Origin of the sequence: Maribellus comscasis, from assembly GCF_009762775.1 — a bacterium.
Classification (GTDB): domain Bacteria; phylum Bacteroidota; class Bacteroidia; order Bacteroidales; family Prolixibacteraceae; genus Draconibacterium; species Draconibacterium comscasis.
On the sequence record NZ_CP046401.1, the window covers coordinates 6,330,486 to 6,349,643 of the forward strand.

Here is a 19,158-nt window from a genome sequence, read left to right on the forward strand (position 1 = left end):
CTATTTAATTGCAAGTTTTAATACACCTGTGTTGATCCTGAAAAGCATGTGTCCCGATTTGCGGTTTTTTAACTCGTCTTTTATCCATTTCATATTTTTATTGAGAATTTCAACTACCTGTTCCGGATTCTCTTTTTCAATAAGAACGGGGATAAAATCGTCGGTAACCAAACGCAGGTTTTTGCTGAATTGTTTGGAAACCAAAACAGTAACATCTTTTGATTTTAAAAAAGAAACTATTCTTTCCCGTTTTTCTTTTATGTCAATATTTCCGGGGTTGGGAACCGGATTTTGAAATTCATCTATAAAAATCAACTCTCCGTCAGAAAACTGGTAAATGGCAAATTTATCAGCATCTCCAAAAATATTATTTATAAATATATTTTCATTGCTTAAGGCAAAAGCAAAAACTATCCTTTTCATACACTAAAATGCTCTGTGATTTGATTCCAAATGTAGTAAATCTCTTTGCTAAAATTACATTTTGGAGAAAATTCAACAATAGTTTTTTCAAATATTATTGATTTAACTACATTTTTATCGAAATTGATTTTCCCGGCCAGTCTGATGTGGTTCTCAGAAAGATATTGAATTACATTTTCAGATACTTTGGGATTCAGGTCGTATTTATTAATTACGGCGAAAACCGGAATTTCAAAATTACGAACCAGCTCCATTAATCGTTTTGCGTCGTGCAGACCGGAAAGTGTGGGTTCAATAACCATCAAAACCAAATCAGTTCCTGTAACAGAAGAGATCGCCGAACAGCCGATTCCCGGGGGGCCGTCGTTAATAATAAAATCGGCGTTGATATCCAGTGCAATCTCCTTGGCTTTCTCCCGAATTCGTGTAACCAGTTTCCCGGAGTTTTCTTCACCGGGGCCCATTTTAGCATGAACCAGTTTTCCAAAACGCGTGTTGGAAACATACCACGAATTATTTGTGTTCTCAAAAACCTGAATCGCATTTTCAGGGCAAATTCGTTCACACAACCGGCAGCCTTCACATTGAAAAGGGTTGATTTTATACTGCTTTTTTGTATTAAAATGAATTGCATCAAAACGGCATTTTTCTGCACATAAGCCGCAGTTTGTGCAACTTTCCGATTGTATTTCTGCTTTATTTCCACTGCTAAAAGAGTGGCTTTCCTTTATTTCAGGTTGAAAAATCAGATGCAAATCGGCAGCATCTACATCGTTATCGCAAAACACGGCATTTTGCGCAACAGAGGCGAGGGCAGCAGCAAATGTTGTTTTTCCGGCTCCTCCTTTTCCGCTTAAAACTGTAATTTCTTTCATCGCAAGGCCAGTTTTAATTCCAGTTTTTGAATCAGTTCTTTGTATATTTCCTCAATTTCATCCGGAATGTTTTCTAAAATATCTCCCGATGCATATTTCCCTGCATACGATTTATCAAAAGGAATTTCAGCCAGAATATCGATGTTGTAATGAACCAAAAATTCATAAACATTACGATTTCCCAGCCCGGCTTTATTGATGATTACACCAAATGGTATTTGCAAATCCAATAACAGCTCAACAGTAATTTTCAGGTCGTGTAAACCGAAAGGAGTGGGTTCAGTTACCAGAATAACGTAATCAGCATCAGCAACAGTTTCTACCACCGGGCAGCTTGTGCCCGGAGGTGCATCAAATATTACGATTTCTGAATTTGGATTTGTTTCTTTCTTCACCTTTTTGATTAATGAAGTTTGCATAGAAGAACCGACTTTCAGGCGTCCTTCTGTTAAACCCAAACCGATTCCTGTATCCAGATATTTTATTTGTCCCAGCGTTTGGTTCTGTTCGCTGATTGCACCAAAATTACAAGCTTCCAAACAAGCTCCGCAGGAGTGGCATAAATCAGCATTTACCCCGGCAAATTTTAATGCTTTTACGATGGATATAGCATTGAACTCGCACCAATTTGAACACTTTTTGCAAAATGTGCATTTTCCCGGATTTATCTCAGGAACAGAAAGAAATACTTCCTTTTCTCTTTTTGTTTCCGCTCCGGGGAAGAATAAGGCATCGTTTGGTTCCTCAACATCACAGTCCACAAGTTGAACTGCTTTGTTGAAGAACTTCTCTATAAAAAAGTATAAGTTAATTGAAACGGTAGTTTTTCCTGTTCCACCTTTTCCACTTGCAACCGCAATCTTCATTTTTTATGTAATAAAATGGTTTTAATCGGATAGTAGAAGTTGTTGTTGCAGTTTATTCAGGTTTTAATGGTCGCAATAATTTGCCGTAAACTGAATCGAGTCATTTAGAAATCCTTCGGCAAGTTGTTTGGCATCCATTTTGGGGGCACCTACAAAAACATTCACCTTATGATGGTTGAATATTTGAATGGCCCTGTTTCCCATCCCTCCTGCAAGTACATCGCTTACACCTTTTTCTGCCAGCCATTTTGGTAGTAATCCCGGTTCGTGTGGCGGGGGTACTATTTTTTCTTCTGACAGAATTGTATTTTCCCTGATTTCAAATACTGCAAAGAATTTACAATGACCAAAATGACCATCTAAAATCATGTGGTTATCAACTGGTACAGCTATCTTTTTATTCATTTTTTTGTTTTGAGTGACTAAAAATAATCGCACTGCAAAAGCAGTACGATTATCCGGAAGTCAGTTTGTATCTATCTTTGTCTTCTTCCCCTTCCACGACCAAAACTGAGCCCATCACCCGAACTCTTCCAGCCGTCTTCCGTTTTAAATTTTCTCTGTCTTCCTCCGCCAAATCCTCTTCCTCGTCCGCGAGGCATTTCTTCCACAGTGTTTTCGAGCTCTTGTCTGCATCTTCCCATTTTTCTTCCGGTTTGGGAGCCTTGTCCCATTGGACCGGTTTTGTCTAATCCTGGCATCGCTTTTAATTATTAATCATTTCAATAATGTCTTTTACTGATTTGTTCTTTTCATCCATAATAATCATTTGGATGTTAAATTTTTCGAGTAAAGATTTGGCTTTAGGCCCAAAATCTCCCGAAATAACGCGGTTTGCTTCCATCTCTGCAACGGCTTCAACTGCCTTTGTTCCGGCACCTCCGTTTGCATTTTTGCTTTGGTTTTCAAAAAAAATAGTACTCTTGTTGGCAGGGTCATAAATACAAAACCATCCACATCGTCCAAAACGTAAATCGAATTTTGAATTTAAACTGTTACCCGTAGAAGTGATTACAACTTTCATAGTTTACATTTCTGTTTGTTAATATAAGAATGTCGGCAAATTGTAATTGAACTTGTTGTTGTTTCAAAGACAAAAATAAGTAAAAACATATGAAATGCAAAATATAAAATGAACAAAAGTTTATTAAAATATATTTTTTATTTGTGTATAATATTGTTTTTTAGTTTTTTGTGTTGTTTTTTTGTTTTTATTTTGTGCAAATATATGGATGTTTTTGTTTAATTTTTCGCTGAATAGTTTTTGTTTTTCCAAAAAAGCTTAAATTTGCAGCACTTAAAAATTCGGGATGTAGCGCAGTCCGGTAGCGTACTTCGTTCGGGACGAAGGGGTCGCAGGTTCAAATCCTGTCATCCCGACTTTAAGGGAATTCAAAGGATATCAAAAGTCCGCAAACGCCAGTGTTTGTGGGCTTTTTTGATTTTTTAACATATCATTTAGACCATTAAAAACCAGTTCTCACGTGAACTATAAGGTGACCTGAATATTTTATTAGATTTAGGTCACCTTTTATTCTGTACACCCAGTTAATGCTGATGTTACAGACGATTATTATTTAGTTTCATTTGATTTAATTTGAATTGAAATGGAACTTTTCAGGTGACCTATATGGTGACCTTCTTAATGGTTTATTTTAATTTGATATGAAAAGAAAAACACTTACAGCAACATTTGGTGTCCATTTTGTTATCCGAAAAGAAAAGGCAAAAAACGGGAATGCCCCGATATTTGCAAGAATCTCAGTAAATAGACAACGTTGTGAGGTATCTGTCAAAAAATCGATCCCGGTCAGGGATTGGGACAGTCGAAAAGGAAGAGTCAAATCGTGGAAGGACGAATACAAAAACCTGAACTCATTTCTTGAACAGGTTCGAACAATATTAGTTGAACATTACCAGGATTTGGTGATCGAAAATGAGGAAATAACCCCTGCTGCAGTTAAAAACCGTTTTTTAGGATTGGATGATTCCGGTTATTCGCTGTTAGACTTATTTGATTACCATAATGATCAAATGCAAAAAATTCTAAAGTGGGGAACTTTGAAAAACTATTTTACAACAAAAAAATACATGGTTTTATTTCTGGAAGCTCATTTAAAGAGAAAGGATATTCCACTTACTCTTTTAAATTACCGGTTTATCAGTGAGTTCGAAAACTTTTTACGCAATTACCAACCTCTGGACCATCACAAACCGTTAGGGAATAATGGAGTTATGAAGCATCTGGAACGTTTACGTAAGGTCATAACCCTTGCTGGCTATTCTGGTTCGTTTTGTGCCACCGATTTCGGAGTGGTTTGTGCCACTGATTTCGGTTCAAACTGTGCCACCGGGTAGCTAAAAAGCGGATAATTTTCGGCTCGTTTTGTGCCACTCCGGTCAGGTCCGGTTACTCTAACGGTTCGTTTTGTGCCACTTTGGGAGATCAGTTAAAACATGCTATATCGCAGATTTTTTCTGGATATGGCAAACAAACTTGATCCGATGGATTTAAAACAGATTTTATCGTTGCACAACGAGGGTTTAAGCAACCGGCAGATTGGCGATCTTTTGAGTATTTCGCGCAACACAGTCAACAATTACATCAAGCTGGCAAAGTCCAGCGATTACAGTATCAGGGAAATGCTGACAATGGATCCTCACCAGTTGGGGGAACTTTTTACAGCACACACTACACTTATTACCAACCGGTACGACGAGCTGATGGCCTGGTTCGACAAAGTAAACCAACAACGTAACCACCCCGGGTTTACTTTTATGTACCATTACCAGGAATACCAGGGCCAGGTTTCCAATCCGTACAGTTATACCCAGTTTATGGTGGAAAAAACGGTCAAACTGACCACCCCAGGCCGGAATAAAATGACCACCCTCGCCAGTTTAAACTGACCACCGCGTGCCGGAGCAAATTGACCACCAGCGCCGGACTAAAGTGACCACCCACCAAAAGAGATTGATTTTACTTCTGTCGAAGCCATAATTTCATACTGATTTAAACAAATTAATATGAAAACATGGCTAATAAATTAATCGACATGAGTAAAGTAAGAAAAGTCATTCAGTTACACCACCAGGGAAAAGCAAAGCAATTTATCAGTAGGTACCTGGGCCTTTCACGCAATACGGTCAAGAAGTATATCGCTCTATACAAGGTGTTAAACCTTACAATTGATGATATTGATAAGAAGAGTGATTCCGAGCTGGAAAAGATCTTTAGCAGGGATACCGAAGATGTTCTTTCCCCAAAGCTAAAAAAGGTTTATAACTTCTTTCCCTACATGGAGCGTGAATTAAAAAAGACCGGCGTTACCAAACAGCTGATGTGGGAAGAATATTATGAAAAACATCCCGATGGACTAAAACTAAGCCAGTTTAAAGCCCACTACCTGCGTTGGAATAAAAAGGTTAACCCGGTAATGCATATGGAGCATAAAGCAGGCGATAAGATGTTTATTGACTACGCTGGCAAAACCCTGGAAATTATCAATAAAGAAACAGGCGAGATTGAAGAGGTACAGTTTTTTGTTGCCATACTGGGGGCCAGTCAATACACCTATGCAGAAGCCTCACCGAGCCAACAAAAAGAAGACTTTGTTGCTTCGGTTGAAAATGCACTGCACTTTTACGGGGGAGTTCCTGCAGCTATTGTCCCTGATAACCTAAAGTCTGCCGTAACCAAAAGCAGCCGGTTTGAACCTACCATTAACGAAACGTTTATGGACTTTGCCGAACATTACGGTACAACAGTTCTTCCGGCTCGGGCTTACCGTCCCCGGGACAAGTCACTGGCAGAAGGAGCAGTCAAGATATTATACCAAAGAATATATCCGGCCTTGCGCGGCAAAGATTTTTACAGTTTAGAAGAGCTTAACTGTGCAATTTGGGATGAACTGGACAAGCATAACAACAAAAAGTTAACCGGCAGGCCAACGTCCCGGTATCAATTATTCGTTGAAGACGAAAAAGGCAAGCTTACCGCATTACCTGTAGAAAAATACGAGATTAAAGAAATAGCAATAGCCACCGTAGCCATGAACGGGCACGTGCTGTTAAGCAAAGACAAACATTATTACAGCGTTCCGTGTCAGTATTTAAAGAAGAAGGTAAAGCTGGTGTTTACATCAAAAACCGTTGAAATATACCATAAATACAACCGCATAGCTTTGCACAAAAGAGATGGACGTAAATACTTCTACACCACAAACAAAGACCACCTGGCAACAACACACCAGTTTGTTACCGACTGGACACCGCAGCGTTTTATCAACTGGGCAGCTTCAATTGACGAGAGTGTAAAGGAATTTATAATCAATGTGCTGGAAAGAAAACAACACCCTGAACAATCCTATAAAAGCTGTATGGGCGTATTGGCTTTTGCCAAAAAGGTTGGGGAAGAAAGGCTTGCCAATGCGTGTAAACGTGCATTGGAACATCAGGTTTACAACTACAAAATCATACAAAAGATACTGGAAAAAGGGTTGGATAAACTTGATGATGAAAAACCGGACGAACCGGAACTTCCTTTTCATAACAACATAAGGGGAGGAAAATATTACAACTGATAAAGTAAAAAACAATGAACGAAGTAACATTAACACGAATGAAACAGATGAAGCTCCATGGTATGCATGGGGCTTTTAAAACAGCTGTCGAAACAGGTAAAACCGATGATTACACCATCGACCAGTTTGTATCGATGATAACAGATGCCGAGTGGGACGATCGCAACAACCGCAAGATAGAGCGATTGATAAAAAATGCAAGGTTCCACTATAAAGCAACCATTGAAAACGTGGTGTACGAACATACAAGAAATATCGATCGGACAAAACTGTTAAGACTGGCTGAATGCGATTTTATTAATAAAAACGAGAATGTATTAATATCGGGCAGCACCGGTGCCGGCAAAAGCTACATTGCAACAGCCTTAGGGTATCAGGCCTGTATCGAGGGATACAGGGTTTTGTACTTTAATACAACCAAGCTGTTTTCTAAACTAAAAATGGCAAAAGCCGATGGATCTTATCTCAAAGAACTTGCAAAAATGGCCAGGCATCAGTTAATAATACTCGATGACTTTGGCCTGCAACCCTTAGATAGCCAAAACCGGATAGCTCTGTTAGAGTTAATTGAAGATAGGCACAATAAAGGATCTATGCTTGTAACATCACAGCTGCCCGTTAGTAAGTGGTATGAAATAATCGGGGAGAAAACGATTGCCGATGCCATACTTGACCGGTTGATCCATCAATCGCACAGGATTGAGCTGATGGGTGAATCGATGAGAAAAAAACGAAACATTTATAGTGAATAAAAAACAGTAAATTTGTTGTAATCTGACAGAAGAAAAACGTTCTCTTTTTGTTGAAAATGGTCGATGGTCAATTTAAATTGGCCTGGGGTGGTCAATTTGACTGGCGTTTCCACTCAAAGTCCCAATATTTTTGGTCTAGCCCATTTAATTGCTCACTGAATCTAATTCCAACCTTATCAGTCAGAATGGTTGCTATTTTATTAAAATCGTTTGAATCATTTGATAGATTTATTTGAATTTGACTTTCATTTGTTTCCTCTCCGCGCACATATGAAATAACTTGAGCAGAGCTTTTTAAATCAATTATTTTAGAAAGTTCCCAGTCAACAATTATAAAATCAAGTTCTTTTCCAATAGCTATTAATCCAGATGACAATAATTCTAAATCATTGTCATTTAGTTGGTACTGCATTAAATAAATATCTTTAACGTACTCAGATTCCAAGTCAATCAAGATGGCAAAGTTTTTATTACCGTATCCGATTGTTGAATTGCAGTCCTCAATATGTGTACTATATCCTGTTTGGATTTTTTTAATCCTTTCTAATCCAGCAGATTCTAACGCATTAAAGATTGGAGATGGATTAACTTTTTTATCAATAGTCTTATACTTATTATCTTTTCTTTCATATATATCAGTAAATCCAAGTCCTTCTTTGTGCGATTCACCAAATTCGGTTATCTTTTTTGATTCTGAACTCGCAAAATCAAAATTCTCTCGTGGAATTATCTCAATCTGAAGATAGAAGTCCTCGTGATAATAAAAGGCATCCTTATCGATTGACTTTTTCTTTTTTCTCTTTATGAATCCAAATAGGCTCATTGTCTCTGTTTATATTGGCGGTAACGGTTAGTACATGTTGTCGGGGCGGATTTCGGAGAGCGTTCCTGTCCGAAGGACACGGAACTGCGATGCGAGAATCCGCAGTTGGCGTACCACCGAACCCCGCCCTGCAATATGTACTGTGTTAGCAAAAGTTTTTTCTTTTTTCTGAATCTGCAAAAGCAATTTCTAAATATTCATTTTTATGTGAATTGTCAACAAGTAATGAATAATCAATATTTTTTAGAAAAGAGTACTTCTCAATAAGCGGTTTGAATTTTTTTATTCCATAATCTCCAAGGCAGTTATAGAATAGTACTATTAATTCATAACTTGAGAGTAAGGCTCTTAACAGACTCGCATATTTATATTTTTCGCTATCTTCAATTTCTTCGGAACCGTCAATGAATTTTAAAATATGATAGATATTCCTAAAATAATGTCCTAAATCAGCTTGGTGGCTTTTGTACATTTCCATATATTTTTTCTTTGTATATCCAATTTCCTTGCTAATATTTGAGCTATTTGTAAAGCTCCGATAAAAAGACTTGAAACAATCTCGTCCTTCCGAAATTAACACTCCACTTCCTTTTCTAATGTCGATTCCAGTAACGATATCTTGATGATTGCGGAGCAATTGAAAAAATGTATTTTCAAATCTTTGTTTTCGAAGAGTTAAGTTTTGTTCCATTAATTCCTTTTTTTGACCTTCCAATTCGTATCTCGTGTATTTTACTTCCAACTGACTATACATTATTTCCAATTGTTGATTTAACAATTGTTGTTTTTGTCCAAGGAAAGCAACGTAAATAAAAAATAAACCGGCGAGAGCCCATAGTGAAGCGACTGTTCCGGCGAGGAAATCTCCCAACAGGTTTAAAGCAAATCCAGATTCATCATTTTTCTTAAAAAAATAAATGACTGAAAAAATTAAAACAATTATCCCAATCCATACAAATCCCCAAGCCCAATTAGTATAAGTGCTAATCTTTTTATCAACTGTTGAAATCTTATTTTCAATTTCAGCACTTTTAGTGTCGATACGCTTGGTCTCTTTATTTATTTCTACTTCAATGTCTATCATGGGATTAAAATTTTTGCTAACGGTTCGGCTATGTATAGTGCGGGACTTTGAAACGGTTACCTGTAACGGTTCGGCTATGTATAGTGCGGGACTTTGAAACGGTTACCTGTCAATGCTGCACTGAGCCAATTCGTTTATTCATATTTTCTTTTTAAGCCGATTCGTCAAAGACGAATTGGCGTTGTAGCACAGAGAACTGCGGTTTGATTACTTGCTGAACCCCGCATTATATATAGCTTTTGTTGTACACTGTGCTTTGGTTTTCATTTTACTATTTATTAAGAGTTTATAAAATTACCTTTTTGAAATTGTCATTTTCAGGGTCAGTTTTTTTGTCTTAAAAATGGATTTCGTTTGTAGGTTTTCATAAATTTTCTTTTTTGTAATCAGAATTTAGTTTTAAAGTTGTATAAAAATAGCATTATTTCATAACCGGGCACACCAATCCCATCGGTTTTATGCCGCTATTTTTTTGATTTTGTTTTTCTTAGGTTTAAACCTTGTCATATAAATTGTTTCATTTTTTTTGTTTTTAAAGGTTGAGTATAAATAGGTTTTTTCGGTATTGCAGTTTTTACAGATTTTCGGGTTTTCAGCCATTTCATAAATTTCTTCGTTTTCTTCAATTTCTGAAGTTTCATTTAATTTTTTGACAAGAGTTTTGTTAAGTACTGCTTTTGTTCTTGCAGCATAAGCTCCGTAGTACCTTACGATTCTAAAATAGGGCAGCGGCACGTGCTGTAATAATCTTGGGAAAAACTCACGGTAGTTCAGGGTTAATTCTTTTTCGATGGGTTTTCCATAAAAGTCAAGGTTTTTATAGTCTTTGTATTTGAACGAGATATTTTCCCCGTCAATGTTAGTTATTTTATATTCGCTGATACATGCCCTTTTCGAGTACCTTCCGATGTAGCGAATCACTTCTTCGGGGATTTGGATTGCCGGTTCGAAGTGTACTCTCCAGTTTTTATCGTTTATCTTTTTTATGAATTTGAGGAAATCCATCCTGTCTGAAAAATTTTGCTCCAAAGTATTGGAATCAAACATTTCCACCAGTTTGTCTTCAAACTTGCACCTGAATTTTGTCTGGATGAAATTGTAATTTACATACTCGCCTTTGATTTCTTCGAGGCAATTATTTTTGTTAACCCCTCCCCACGAAAGGATCATGTGAATGTGCGGGTGCAATTGTTTTGTTTCACCAAAAGTGTGGAGTACGCTGATTATTCCGGGAGTGAGATTGTATTTATACATCATCCAGTCTTTCATGGCTTCGGCCGCTGCTTTGAATAAAGCACTTAAAAGTTCCCATTTGTTGTCGCTGATTAAGTTGTTGAGTTTGTGCGGCAGTGTAAACACCACGTGGCGGTGGGGAATGTCCAGCATCTGTTCTTTTATTTTCTCTGCCCACTGCATGGTATCTTTCCAACTACATGTTGGGCAAAAACGGTTCTTGCAACTGTGGTAAACCTGGCTTATTTCCCCGCACTCTTCACAAACATAATGGTCAATCCCCAAAGCTTCGGTACGGCAGGCGCGCATTGCTGCAACCGCTTTGTATTGTTCGGGGGTGATGTAATGGTTTGGCGATTTTACATACCTGTCCCACCAGGATTGAAAGTATTCAGCGAGAGTAAATTTTCTTACTTTCCGATTTTTGTATTTAGATAATTCATAAACCATTTATCTAATTGTTGTAATCCAAGCGGGGTTATAAATACTTTGTCGTAAGCTTTACATTTAGGACAAGTCGGTTTCTTCTCGTAAATTAAAGTTCCGATTTTATCCATCTCCAAGCTACCTACATCTGCATTAAAAATGAAATGGCAATCTTGACACTCAAGGTTAACTGTCATGTATTGAGTTATTTGTGCTTTGCGTTTAGCATTGTGTACAACGGCCGCGGCTATGGGCAGTAAAGGATTAGAATATATAATCCATCCATAATAACCGTGAGCCGATGCGTTTTTGTTTCGATTTTATTTTGTTTAAAGAGTTATAGTTTTTGTTTACAATATAAATATTTTAAATAGCATTGCCAAGCATGGGCGTTGTAGCATTTATAGTCATGCCAATGCAATTTAGCGGCGCCTTTATTGGCTATAGCTGTTGTTATGGTGTCGGCAAAAGCCTCTGCGTGGCAGCCCGAGACTTACTTAAAATGTTATCACCGAAGGAGGGCTGGCGGAATGTTTGCCCCTCCCAAGTGATGTGCCAATTTTGACATCCAGGCCAGGTAACCACGAAGTTAAACCTCAGCAGTAAACAACCACTTTCCAGCCATAAATTTTATCGGCTTTGTTAAACACGTTGGCCGCAACTGGTTTAACTTAACTGTTAAAATTGGCGCAGGAGTTGAAGCCTGCAAACATTGTGACCGCCCGAACTGCATTTAGTGCGGGCTATCATGAGCTAAACGCAGCCCCACCATCCAACAAAGCACAATCAGCCAGCACAAAAATGTGGGGCGTGAAAACCCACCATAACCAATATTTTAAAGAACAAGTTCGCATACTAACGATAACCCCCACGCTGCACCATAACGGCCGCGGCTATGGGCAGTAAAGGATTAGAATATATAATCCATCCATAATAACCGTGAGCCGATGCGTTTTTGTTTCGATTTTATTTTGTTTAAAGAGTTATAGTTTTTGTTTACAATATAAATATTTTAAATAGCATTGCCAAGCATGGGCGTTGTAGCATTTATAGTCATGCCAATGCAATTTAGCGGCGCCTTTATTGGCTATAGCTGTTGTTATGGTGTCGGCAAAAGCCTCTGCGTGGCAGCCCGAGACTTACTTAAAATGTTATCACCGAAGGAGGGCTGGCGGAATGTTTGCCCCTCCCAAGTGATGTGCCAATTTTGACATCCAGGCCAGGTAACCACGAAGTTAAACCTCAGCAGTAAACAACCACTTTCCAGCCATAAATTTTATCGGCTTTGTTAAACACGTTGGCCGCAACTGGTTTAACTTAACTGTTAAAATTGGCGCAGGAGTTGAAGCCTGCAAACATTGTGACCGCCCGAACTGCATTTAGTGCGGGCTATCATGAGCTAAACGCAGCCCCACCATCCAACAAAGCACAATCAGCCAGCACAAAAATGTGGGGCGTGAAAACCCACCATAACCAATATTTTAAAGAACAAGTTCGCATACTAACGATAACCCCCACGCTGCACCATAACGGCCGCGGCTATGGGCAGTAAAGGATTAGAATATATAATCCATCCATAATAACCGTGAGCCGATGCGTTTTTGTTTCGATTTTATTTTGTTTAAAGAGTTATAGTTTTTGTTTACAATATAAATATTTTAAATAGCATTGCCAAGCATGGGCGTTGTAGCATTTATAGTCATGCCAATGCAATTTAGCGGCGCCTTTATTGGCTATAGCTGTTGTTATGGTGTCGGCAAAAGCCTCTGCGTGGCAGCCCGAGACTTACTTAAAATGTTATCACCGAAGGAGGGCTGGCGGAATGTTTGCCCCTCCCAAGTGATGTGCCAATTTTGACATCCAGGCCAGGTAACCACGAAGTTAAACCTCAGCAGTAAACAACCACTTTCCAGCCATAAATTTTATCGGCTTTGTTAAACACGTTGGCCGCAACTGGTTTAACTTAACTGTTAAAATTGGCGCAGGAGTTGAAGCCTGCAAACATTGTGACCGCCCGAACTGCATTTAGTGCGGGCTATCATGAGCTAAACGCAGCCCCACCATCCAACAAAGCACAATCAGCCAGCACAAAAATGTGGGGCGTGAAAACCCACCATAACCAATATTTTAAAGAACAAGTTCGCATACTAACGATAACCCCCACGCTGCACCATAACGGTCACTTGTATGTGGTCGGGCGGGATTTCGAAGAGAAATCCTGTCAGACCCGCAGGAAAGTGGGCGCAAGGTCTGACTTGTCAGACCGCTGAACCCCCGCCTGCCATATACAATTTGTTAGGCAAAGTACTTGTTTTCAATATGCTATCATTACAATGTCTGAATCTTTATATCTATAGTTTTTGATTTGGAATCCTATATCTTTTATCACTCCAGAATCAAAATAGAACGTGTTTTCAGATATAAACTCAACTATATTTATTTCAGCAGATGGTTGACATAGATATAAAAATCTATATTCTCGAGCAGAGTTAATTGTGTAATTTATAGTATCAATATCATATCTGATTTTGTGCTTATTATACTCTAAAACAGGAGGTAAAATATTAACTGCATAATCAACAATTTCTCCAGTTTCAAGCTTTTGGTCAACCTTATAAATCTGAAAGTTTGCATCTGATTTTCTTGCTAGAACTTTAGCCGTCTTTTCACTAATTAGAAAATACTTAATTAATAAATTATTTGGATTTCTATTGTCAGGAATGACACGTAAACCTTTTACTTTGTCAATTGAAATTTGTGGGTAATTAATTACATTAGTTGGTAAAAAGAACAAAAATGGTTTTTCAAATTCAGCATGTTTGTCAATGTCATTCCAATCAAATTTTAGCAATAGAATAGATTCAAATTTTTTATCATTGCTCTGAGGCGAAATGAAAACTTTACCGTCTTTGTGAATCGAAATATGAAAAGAAGAATTGCTTTTGTCTATAAAGTATAAGTCTTTGTTAGATTTCCGAATTGCTAATCTACATATCTCGTGATAGTTATTCTTTGTTCTATTATAATAGACAGTATTTATCTGGTTGTTACTCATCTCATTTGTATTTTGCCTAACGGCCGCGGCTATGGGCAGTAAAGGATTAGAATATATAATCCATCCATAATAACCGTGAGCCGATGCGTTTTTGTTTCGATTTTATTTTGTTTAAAGAGTTATAGTTTTTGTTTACAATATAAATATTTTAAATAGCATTGCCAAGCATGGGCGTTGTAGCATTTATAGTCATGCCAATGCAATTTAGCGGCGCCTTTATTGGCTATAGCTGTTGTTATGGTGTCGGCAAAAGCCTCTGCGTGGCAGCCCGAGACTTACTTAAAATGTTATCACCGAAGGAGGGCTGGCGGAATGTTTGCCCCTCCCAAGTGATGTGCCAATTTTGACATCCAGGCCAGGTAACCACGAAGTTAAACCTCAGCAGTAAACAACCACTTTCCAGCCATAAATTTTATCGGCTTTGTTAAACACGTTGGCCGCAACTGGTTTAACTTAACTGTTAAAATTGGCGCAGGAGTTGAAGCCTGCAAACATTGTGACCGCCCGAACTGCATTTAGTGCGGGCTATCATGAGCTAAACGCAGCCCCACCATCCAACAAAGCACAATCAGCCAGCACAAAAATGTGGGGCGTGAAAACCCACCATAACCAATATTTTAAAGAACAAGTTCGCATACTAACGATAACCCCCACGCTGCACCATAACGGCCGCGGCTATGGGCAGTAAAGGATTAGAATATATAATCCATCCATAATAACCGTGAGCCGATGCGTTTTTGTTTCGATTTTATTTTGTTTAAAGAGTTATAGTTTTTGTTTACAATATAAATATTTTAAATAGCATTGCCAAGCATGGGCGTTGTAGCATTTATAGTCATGCCAATGCAATTTAGCGGCGCCTTTATTGGCTATAGCTGTTGTTATGGTGTCGGCAAAAGCCTCTGCGTGGCAGCCCGAGACTTACTTAAAATGTTATCACCGAAGGAGGGCTGGCGGAATGTTTGCCCCTCCCAAGTGATGTGCCAATTTTGACATCCAGGCCAGGTAACCACGAAGTTAAACCTCAGCAGTAAACAACCACTTTCCAGCCATAAATTTTATCGGCTTTGTTAAACACGTTGGCCGCAACTGGTTTAACTTAACTGTTAAAATTGGCGCAGGAGTTGAAGCCTGCAAACATTGTGACCGCCCGAACTGCATTTAGTGCGGGCTATCATGAGCTAAACGCAGCCCCACCATCCAACAAAGCACAATCAGCCAGCACAAAAATGTGGGGCGTGAAAACCCACCATAACCAATATTTTAAAGAACAAGTTCGCATACTAACGATAACCCCCACGCTGCACCATAACGGCCGCGGCTATGGGCAGTAAAGGATTAGAATATATAATCCATCCATAATAACCGTGAGCCGATGCGTTTTTGTTTCGATTTTATTTTGTTTAAAGAGTTATAGTTTTTGTTTACAATATAAATATTTTAAATAGCATTGCCAAGCATGGGCGTTGTAGCATTTATAGTCATGCCAATGCAATTTAGCGGCGCCTTTATTGGCTATAGCTGTTGTTATGGTGTCGGCAAAAGCCTCTGCGTGGCAGCCCGAGACTTACTTAAAATGTTATCACCGAAGGAGGGCTGGCGGAATGTTTGCCCCTCCCAAGTGATGTGCCAATTTTGACATCCAGGCCAGGTAACCACGAAGTTAAACCTCAGCAGTAAACAACCACTTTCCAGCCATAAATTTTATCGGCTTTGTTAAACACGTTGGCCGCAACTGGTTTAACTTAACTGTTAAAATTGGCGCAGGAGTTGAAGCCTGCAAACATTGTGACCGCCCGAACTGCATTTAGTGCGGGCTATCATGAGCTAAACGCAGCCCCACCATCCAACAAAGCACAATCAGCCAGCACAAAAATGTGGGGCGTGAAAACCCACCATAACCAATATTTTAAAGAACAAGTTCGCATACTAACGATAACCCCCACGCTGCACCATAACGGCCGCGGCTATGGGCAGTAAAGGATTAGAATATATAATCCATCCATAATAACCGTGAGCCGATGCGTTTTTGTTTCGATTTTATTTTGTTTAAAGAGTTATAGTTTTTGTTTACAATATAAATATTTTAAATAGCATTGCCAAGCATGGGCGTTGTAGCATTTATAGTCATGCCAATGCAATTTAGCGGCGCCTTTATTGGCTATAGCTGTTGTTATGGTGTCGGCAAAAGCCTCTGCGTGGCAGCCCGAGACTTACTTAAAATGTTATCACCGAAGGAGGGCTGGCGGAATGTTTGCCCCTCCCAAGTGATGTGCCAATTTTGACATCCAGGCCAGGTAACCACGAAGTTAAACCTCAGCAGTAAACAACCACTTTCCAGCCATAAATTTTATCGGCTTTGTTAAACACGTTGGCCGCAACTGGTTTAACTTAACTGTTAAAATTGGCGCAGGAGTTGAAGCCTGCAAACATTGTGACCGCCCGAACTGCATTTAGTGCGGGCTATCATGAGCTAAACGCAGCCCCACCATCCAACAAAGCACAATCAGCCAGCACAAAAATGTGGGGCGTGAAAACCCACCATAACCAATATTTTAAAGAACAAGTTCGCATACTAACGATAACCCCCACGCTGCACCATAACGGTTCGGCTATGTATAGTGCGGGACTTTGAAACGGTTACCTGTCAATGCTGCACTGAGCCAATTCGTTTATTCATATTTTCTTTTTAAGCCGATTCGTCAAAGACGAATTGGCGTTGTAGCACAGAGAACTGCGGTTTGATTACTTGCTGAACCCCGCATTATATATAGCTTTTGTTGTACACTGTGCTTTGGTTTTCATTTTACTATTTATTAAGAGTTTATAAAATTACCTTTTTGAAATTGTCATTTTCAGGGTCAGTTTTTTTGTCTTAAAAATGGATTTCGTTTGTAGGTTTTCATAAATTTTCTTTTTTGTAATCAGAATTTAGTTTTAAAGTTGTATAAAAATAGCATTATTTCATAACCGGGCACACCAATCCCATCGGTTTTATGCCGCTATTTTTTTGATTTTGTTTTTCTTAGGTTTAAACCTTGTCATATAAATTGTTTCATTTTTTTTGTTTTTAAAGGTTGAGTATAAATAGGTTTTTTCGGTATTGCAGTTTTTACAGATTTTCGGGTTTTCAGCCATTTCATAAATTTCTTCGTTTTCTTCAATTTCTGAAGTTTCATTTAATTTTTTGACAAGAGTTTTGTTAAGTACTGCTTTTGTTCTTGCAGCATAAGCTCCGTAGTACCTTACGATTCTAAAATAGGGCAGCGGCACGTGCTGTAATAATCTTGGGAAAAACTCACGGTAGTTCAGGGTTAATTCTTTTTCGATGGGTTTTCCATAAAAGTCAAGGTTTTTATAGTCTTTGTATTTGAACGAGATATTTTCCCCGTCAATGTTAGTTATTTTATATTCGCTGATACATGCCCTTTTCGAGTACCTTCCGATGTAGCGAATCACTTCTTCGGGGATTTGGATTGCCGGTTCGAAGTGTACTCTCCAGTTTTTATCGTTTATCTTTTTTATGAATTTGAGGAAATCCATCCTGTCTGAAAAATTTTGCTCCAAAGTATTGGAATCAAACATTTCCACCAGTTTGTCTTCAAACTTGCACCTGAATTTTGTCTGGATGAAATTGTAATTTACATACTCGCCTTTGATTTCTTCGAGGCAATTATTTTTGTTAACCCCTCCCCACGAAAGGATCATGTGAATGTGCGGGTGCAATTGTTTTGTTTCACCAAAAGTGTGGAGTACGCTGATTATTCCGGGAGTGAGATTGTATTTATACATCATCCAGTCTTTCATGGCTTCGGCCGCTGCTTTGAATAAAGCACTTAAAAGTTCCCATTTGTTGTCGCTGATTAAGTTGTTGAGTTTGTGCGGCAGTGTAAACACCACGTGGCGGTGGGGAATGTCCAGCATCTGTTCTTTTATTTTCTCTGCCCACTGCATGGTATCTTTCCAACTACATGTTGGGCAAAAACGGTTCTTGCAACTGTGGTAAACCTGGCTTATTTCCCCGCACTCTTCACAAACATAATGGTCAATCCCCAAAGCTTCGGTACGGCAGGCGCGCATTGCTGCAACCGCTTTGTATTGTTCGGGGGTGATGTAATGGTTTGGCGATTTTACATACCTGTCCCACCAGGATTGAAAGTATTCAGCGAGAGTAAATTTTCTTACTTTCCGATTTTTGTATTTAGATAATTCATAAACCATTTATCTAATTGTTGTAATCCAAGCGGGGTTATAAATACTTTGTCGTAAGCTTTACATTTAGGACAAGTCGGTTTCTTCTCGTAAATTAAAGTTCCGATTTTATCCATCTCCAAGCTACCTACATCTGCATTAAAAATGAAATGGCAATCTTGACACTCAAGGTTAACTGTCATGTATTGAGTTATTTGTGCTTTGCGTTTAGCATTGTGTACAACGGCCGCGGCTATGGGCAGTAAAGGATTAGAATATATAATCCATCCATAATAACCGTGAGCCGATGCGTTTTTGTTTCGATTTTATTTTGTTTAAAGAGTTATAGTTTTTGTTTACAATATAAATATTTTAAATAGCATTGCCAAGCATGGGCGTTGTAGCATTTATAGTCATGCCAATGCAATTTAGCGGCGCCTTTATTGGCTATAGCTGTTGTTATGGTGTCGGCAAAAGCCTCTGCGTGGCAGCCCGAGACTTACTTAAAATGTTATCACCGAAGGAGGGCTGGCGGAATGTTTGCCCCTCCCAAGTGATGTGCCAATTTTGACATCCAGGCCAGGTAACCACGAAGTTAAACCTCAGCAGTAAACAACCACTTTCCAGCCATAAATTTTATCGGCTTTGTTAAACACGTTGGCCGCAACTGGTTTAACTTAACTGTTAAAATTGGCGCAGGAGTTGAAGCCTGCAAACATTGTGACCGCCCGAACTGCATTTAGTGCGGGCTATCATGAGCTAAACGCAGCCCCACCATCCAACAAAGCACAATCAGCCAGCACAAAAATGTGGGGCGTGAAAACCCACCATAACCAATATTTTAAAG

15 protein-coding genes and 1 tRNA gene are annotated in these 19,158 nt (G+C 38.8%); 5 read left to right on the forward strand and 11 right to left on the reverse strand.

The annotated features are described in order from the left end of the window. From GM418_RS25520 to GM418_RS25545, 6 genes are all read right to left on the reverse strand, one after another. The gene (locus GM418_RS25520; RefSeq protein WP_158870232.1) at nucleotides 1-423 is read right to left on the reverse strand and encodes a NifB/NifX family molybdenum-iron cluster-binding protein; all 423 of its coding nucleotides are present in this window, start codon (nucleotides 421-423) and stop codon (nucleotides 1-3) included. Beyond that, entirely contained in the window at nucleotides 420-1,298 is an 879-nt protein-coding gene (locus GM418_RS25525; RefSeq protein WP_158870234.1) for an ATP-binding protein, read from the reverse strand. Before GM418_RS25525 ends, GM418_RS25520 begins: the two co-directional genes overlap by 4 nt. Beyond that, nucleotides 1,295-2,164 carry a nucleotide-binding protein gene (locus GM418_RS25530; protein ID WP_158870236.1) on the reverse strand — a complete coding sequence of 290 codons (870 nt, stop codon included), beginning with the start codon at nucleotides 2,162-2,164 and terminating at the stop codon, nucleotides 1,295-1,297. The genes GM418_RS25525 and GM418_RS25530 overlap by 4 nt, the downstream gene beginning before the upstream one ends. 63 nt (nucleotides 2,165-2,227) lie before the next feature. After that, nucleotides 2,228-2,569: a NifB/NifX family molybdenum-iron cluster-binding protein gene (locus GM418_RS25535; protein WP_158870238.1), complete on the reverse strand. Its 342-nt coding sequence runs from the start codon at nucleotides 2,567-2,569 to the stop codon at nucleotides 2,228-2,230. 71 nt (nucleotides 2,570-2,640) lie between these two features. Beyond that, complete coding sequence (locus tag GM418_RS25540; RefSeq protein WP_158870240.1) at nucleotides 2,641-2,865, reverse strand: DUF5320 domain-containing protein; 225 nt, start codon at nucleotides 2,863-2,865, stop codon at nucleotides 2,641-2,643. Between the two features lie 5 nt (nucleotides 2,866-2,870). Beyond that, complete coding sequence (locus GM418_RS25545; protein WP_158870242.1) at nucleotides 2,871-3,188, reverse strand: NifB/NifX family molybdenum-iron cluster-binding protein; 318 nt, start codon at nucleotides 3,186-3,188, stop codon at nucleotides 2,871-2,873. A gap of 282 nt (nucleotides 3,189-3,470) precedes the next feature. Here GM418_RS25545 and GM418_RS25550 point away from each other — a divergent pair. The 5 genes from GM418_RS25550 to istB all read left to right on the forward strand — a co-directional run bounded on the left by GM418_RS25550 (nucleotide 3,471) and on the right by istB (nucleotide 7,499). After that, a tRNA-Pro gene (locus GM418_RS25550) sits at nucleotides 3,471-3,544 on the forward strand. Nucleotides 3,545-3,829: 285 nt separating this feature from the next. Next, nucleotides 3,830-4,522 carry a phage integrase SAM-like domain and Arm DNA-binding domain-containing protein gene (locus tag GM418_RS25555; RefSeq protein ID WP_158870244.1) on the forward strand — a complete coding sequence of 231 codons (693 nt, stop codon included), beginning with the start codon at nucleotides 3,830-3,832 and terminating at the stop codon, nucleotides 4,520-4,522. A gap of 126 nt (nucleotides 4,523-4,648) precedes the next feature. Further along, entirely contained in the window at nucleotides 4,649-5,074 is a 426-nt protein-coding gene (locus tag GM418_RS25560; RefSeq protein WP_217447600.1) for a LuxR C-terminal-related transcriptional regulator, read from the forward strand. Between the two features lie 125 nt (nucleotides 5,075-5,199). After that, nucleotides 5,200-6,747, forward strand: coding sequence for an IS21 family transposase (istA, locus tag GM418_RS25565; protein WP_158870248.1), 1,548 nt, complete (start codon nucleotides 5,200-5,202; stop codon nucleotides 6,745-6,747). 14 nt (nucleotides 6,748-6,761) lie between these two features. After that, entirely contained in the window at nucleotides 6,762-7,499 is a 738-nt protein-coding gene (gene istB / locus GM418_RS25570) for an IS21-like element helper ATPase IstB (RefSeq protein WP_158862095.1), read from the forward strand. A gap of 91 nt (nucleotides 7,500-7,590) precedes the next feature. On the opposite strand, the gene GM418_RS25575 is transcribed toward istB, so the two are convergent. The 5 genes from GM418_RS25575 to GM418_RS25595 form a co-directional block, all read right to left on the reverse strand. Beyond that, the gene (locus GM418_RS25575; protein WP_158870250.1) at nucleotides 7,591-8,322 is read right to left on the reverse strand and encodes a hypothetical protein; all 732 of its coding nucleotides are present in this window, start codon (nucleotides 8,320-8,322) and stop codon (nucleotides 7,591-7,593) included. Nucleotides 8,323-8,467: 145 nt separating this feature from the next. After that, the gene (locus GM418_RS25580) at nucleotides 8,468-9,406 is read right to left on the reverse strand and encodes a putative phage abortive infection protein (RefSeq protein WP_158870252.1); all 939 of its coding nucleotides are present in this window, start codon (nucleotides 9,404-9,406) and stop codon (nucleotides 8,468-8,470) included. A 456-nt stretch (nucleotides 9,407-9,862) separates the two neighbouring features. Next, a complete protein-coding gene (locus GM418_RS25585) occupies nucleotides 9,863-11,089 on the reverse strand; it encodes an IS91 family transposase (protein ID WP_158867324.1) in 1,227 nt (408 codons plus the stop codon). 2,290 nt (nucleotides 11,090-13,379) lie between these two features. Beyond that, nucleotides 13,380-14,120, reverse strand: a complete 741-nt coding sequence (locus tag GM418_RS25590) for a hypothetical protein (RefSeq protein ID WP_158870254.1) — start codon at nucleotides 14,118-14,120, stop codon at nucleotides 13,380-13,382. A gap of 2,994 nt (nucleotides 14,121-17,114) precedes the next feature. Further along, nucleotides 17,115-18,341, reverse strand: a complete 1,227-nt coding sequence (locus tag GM418_RS25595; protein WP_158867324.1) for an IS91 family transposase — start codon at nucleotides 18,339-18,341, stop codon at nucleotides 17,115-17,117. Nucleotides 18,342-19,158: the final 817 nt, after the last annotated feature.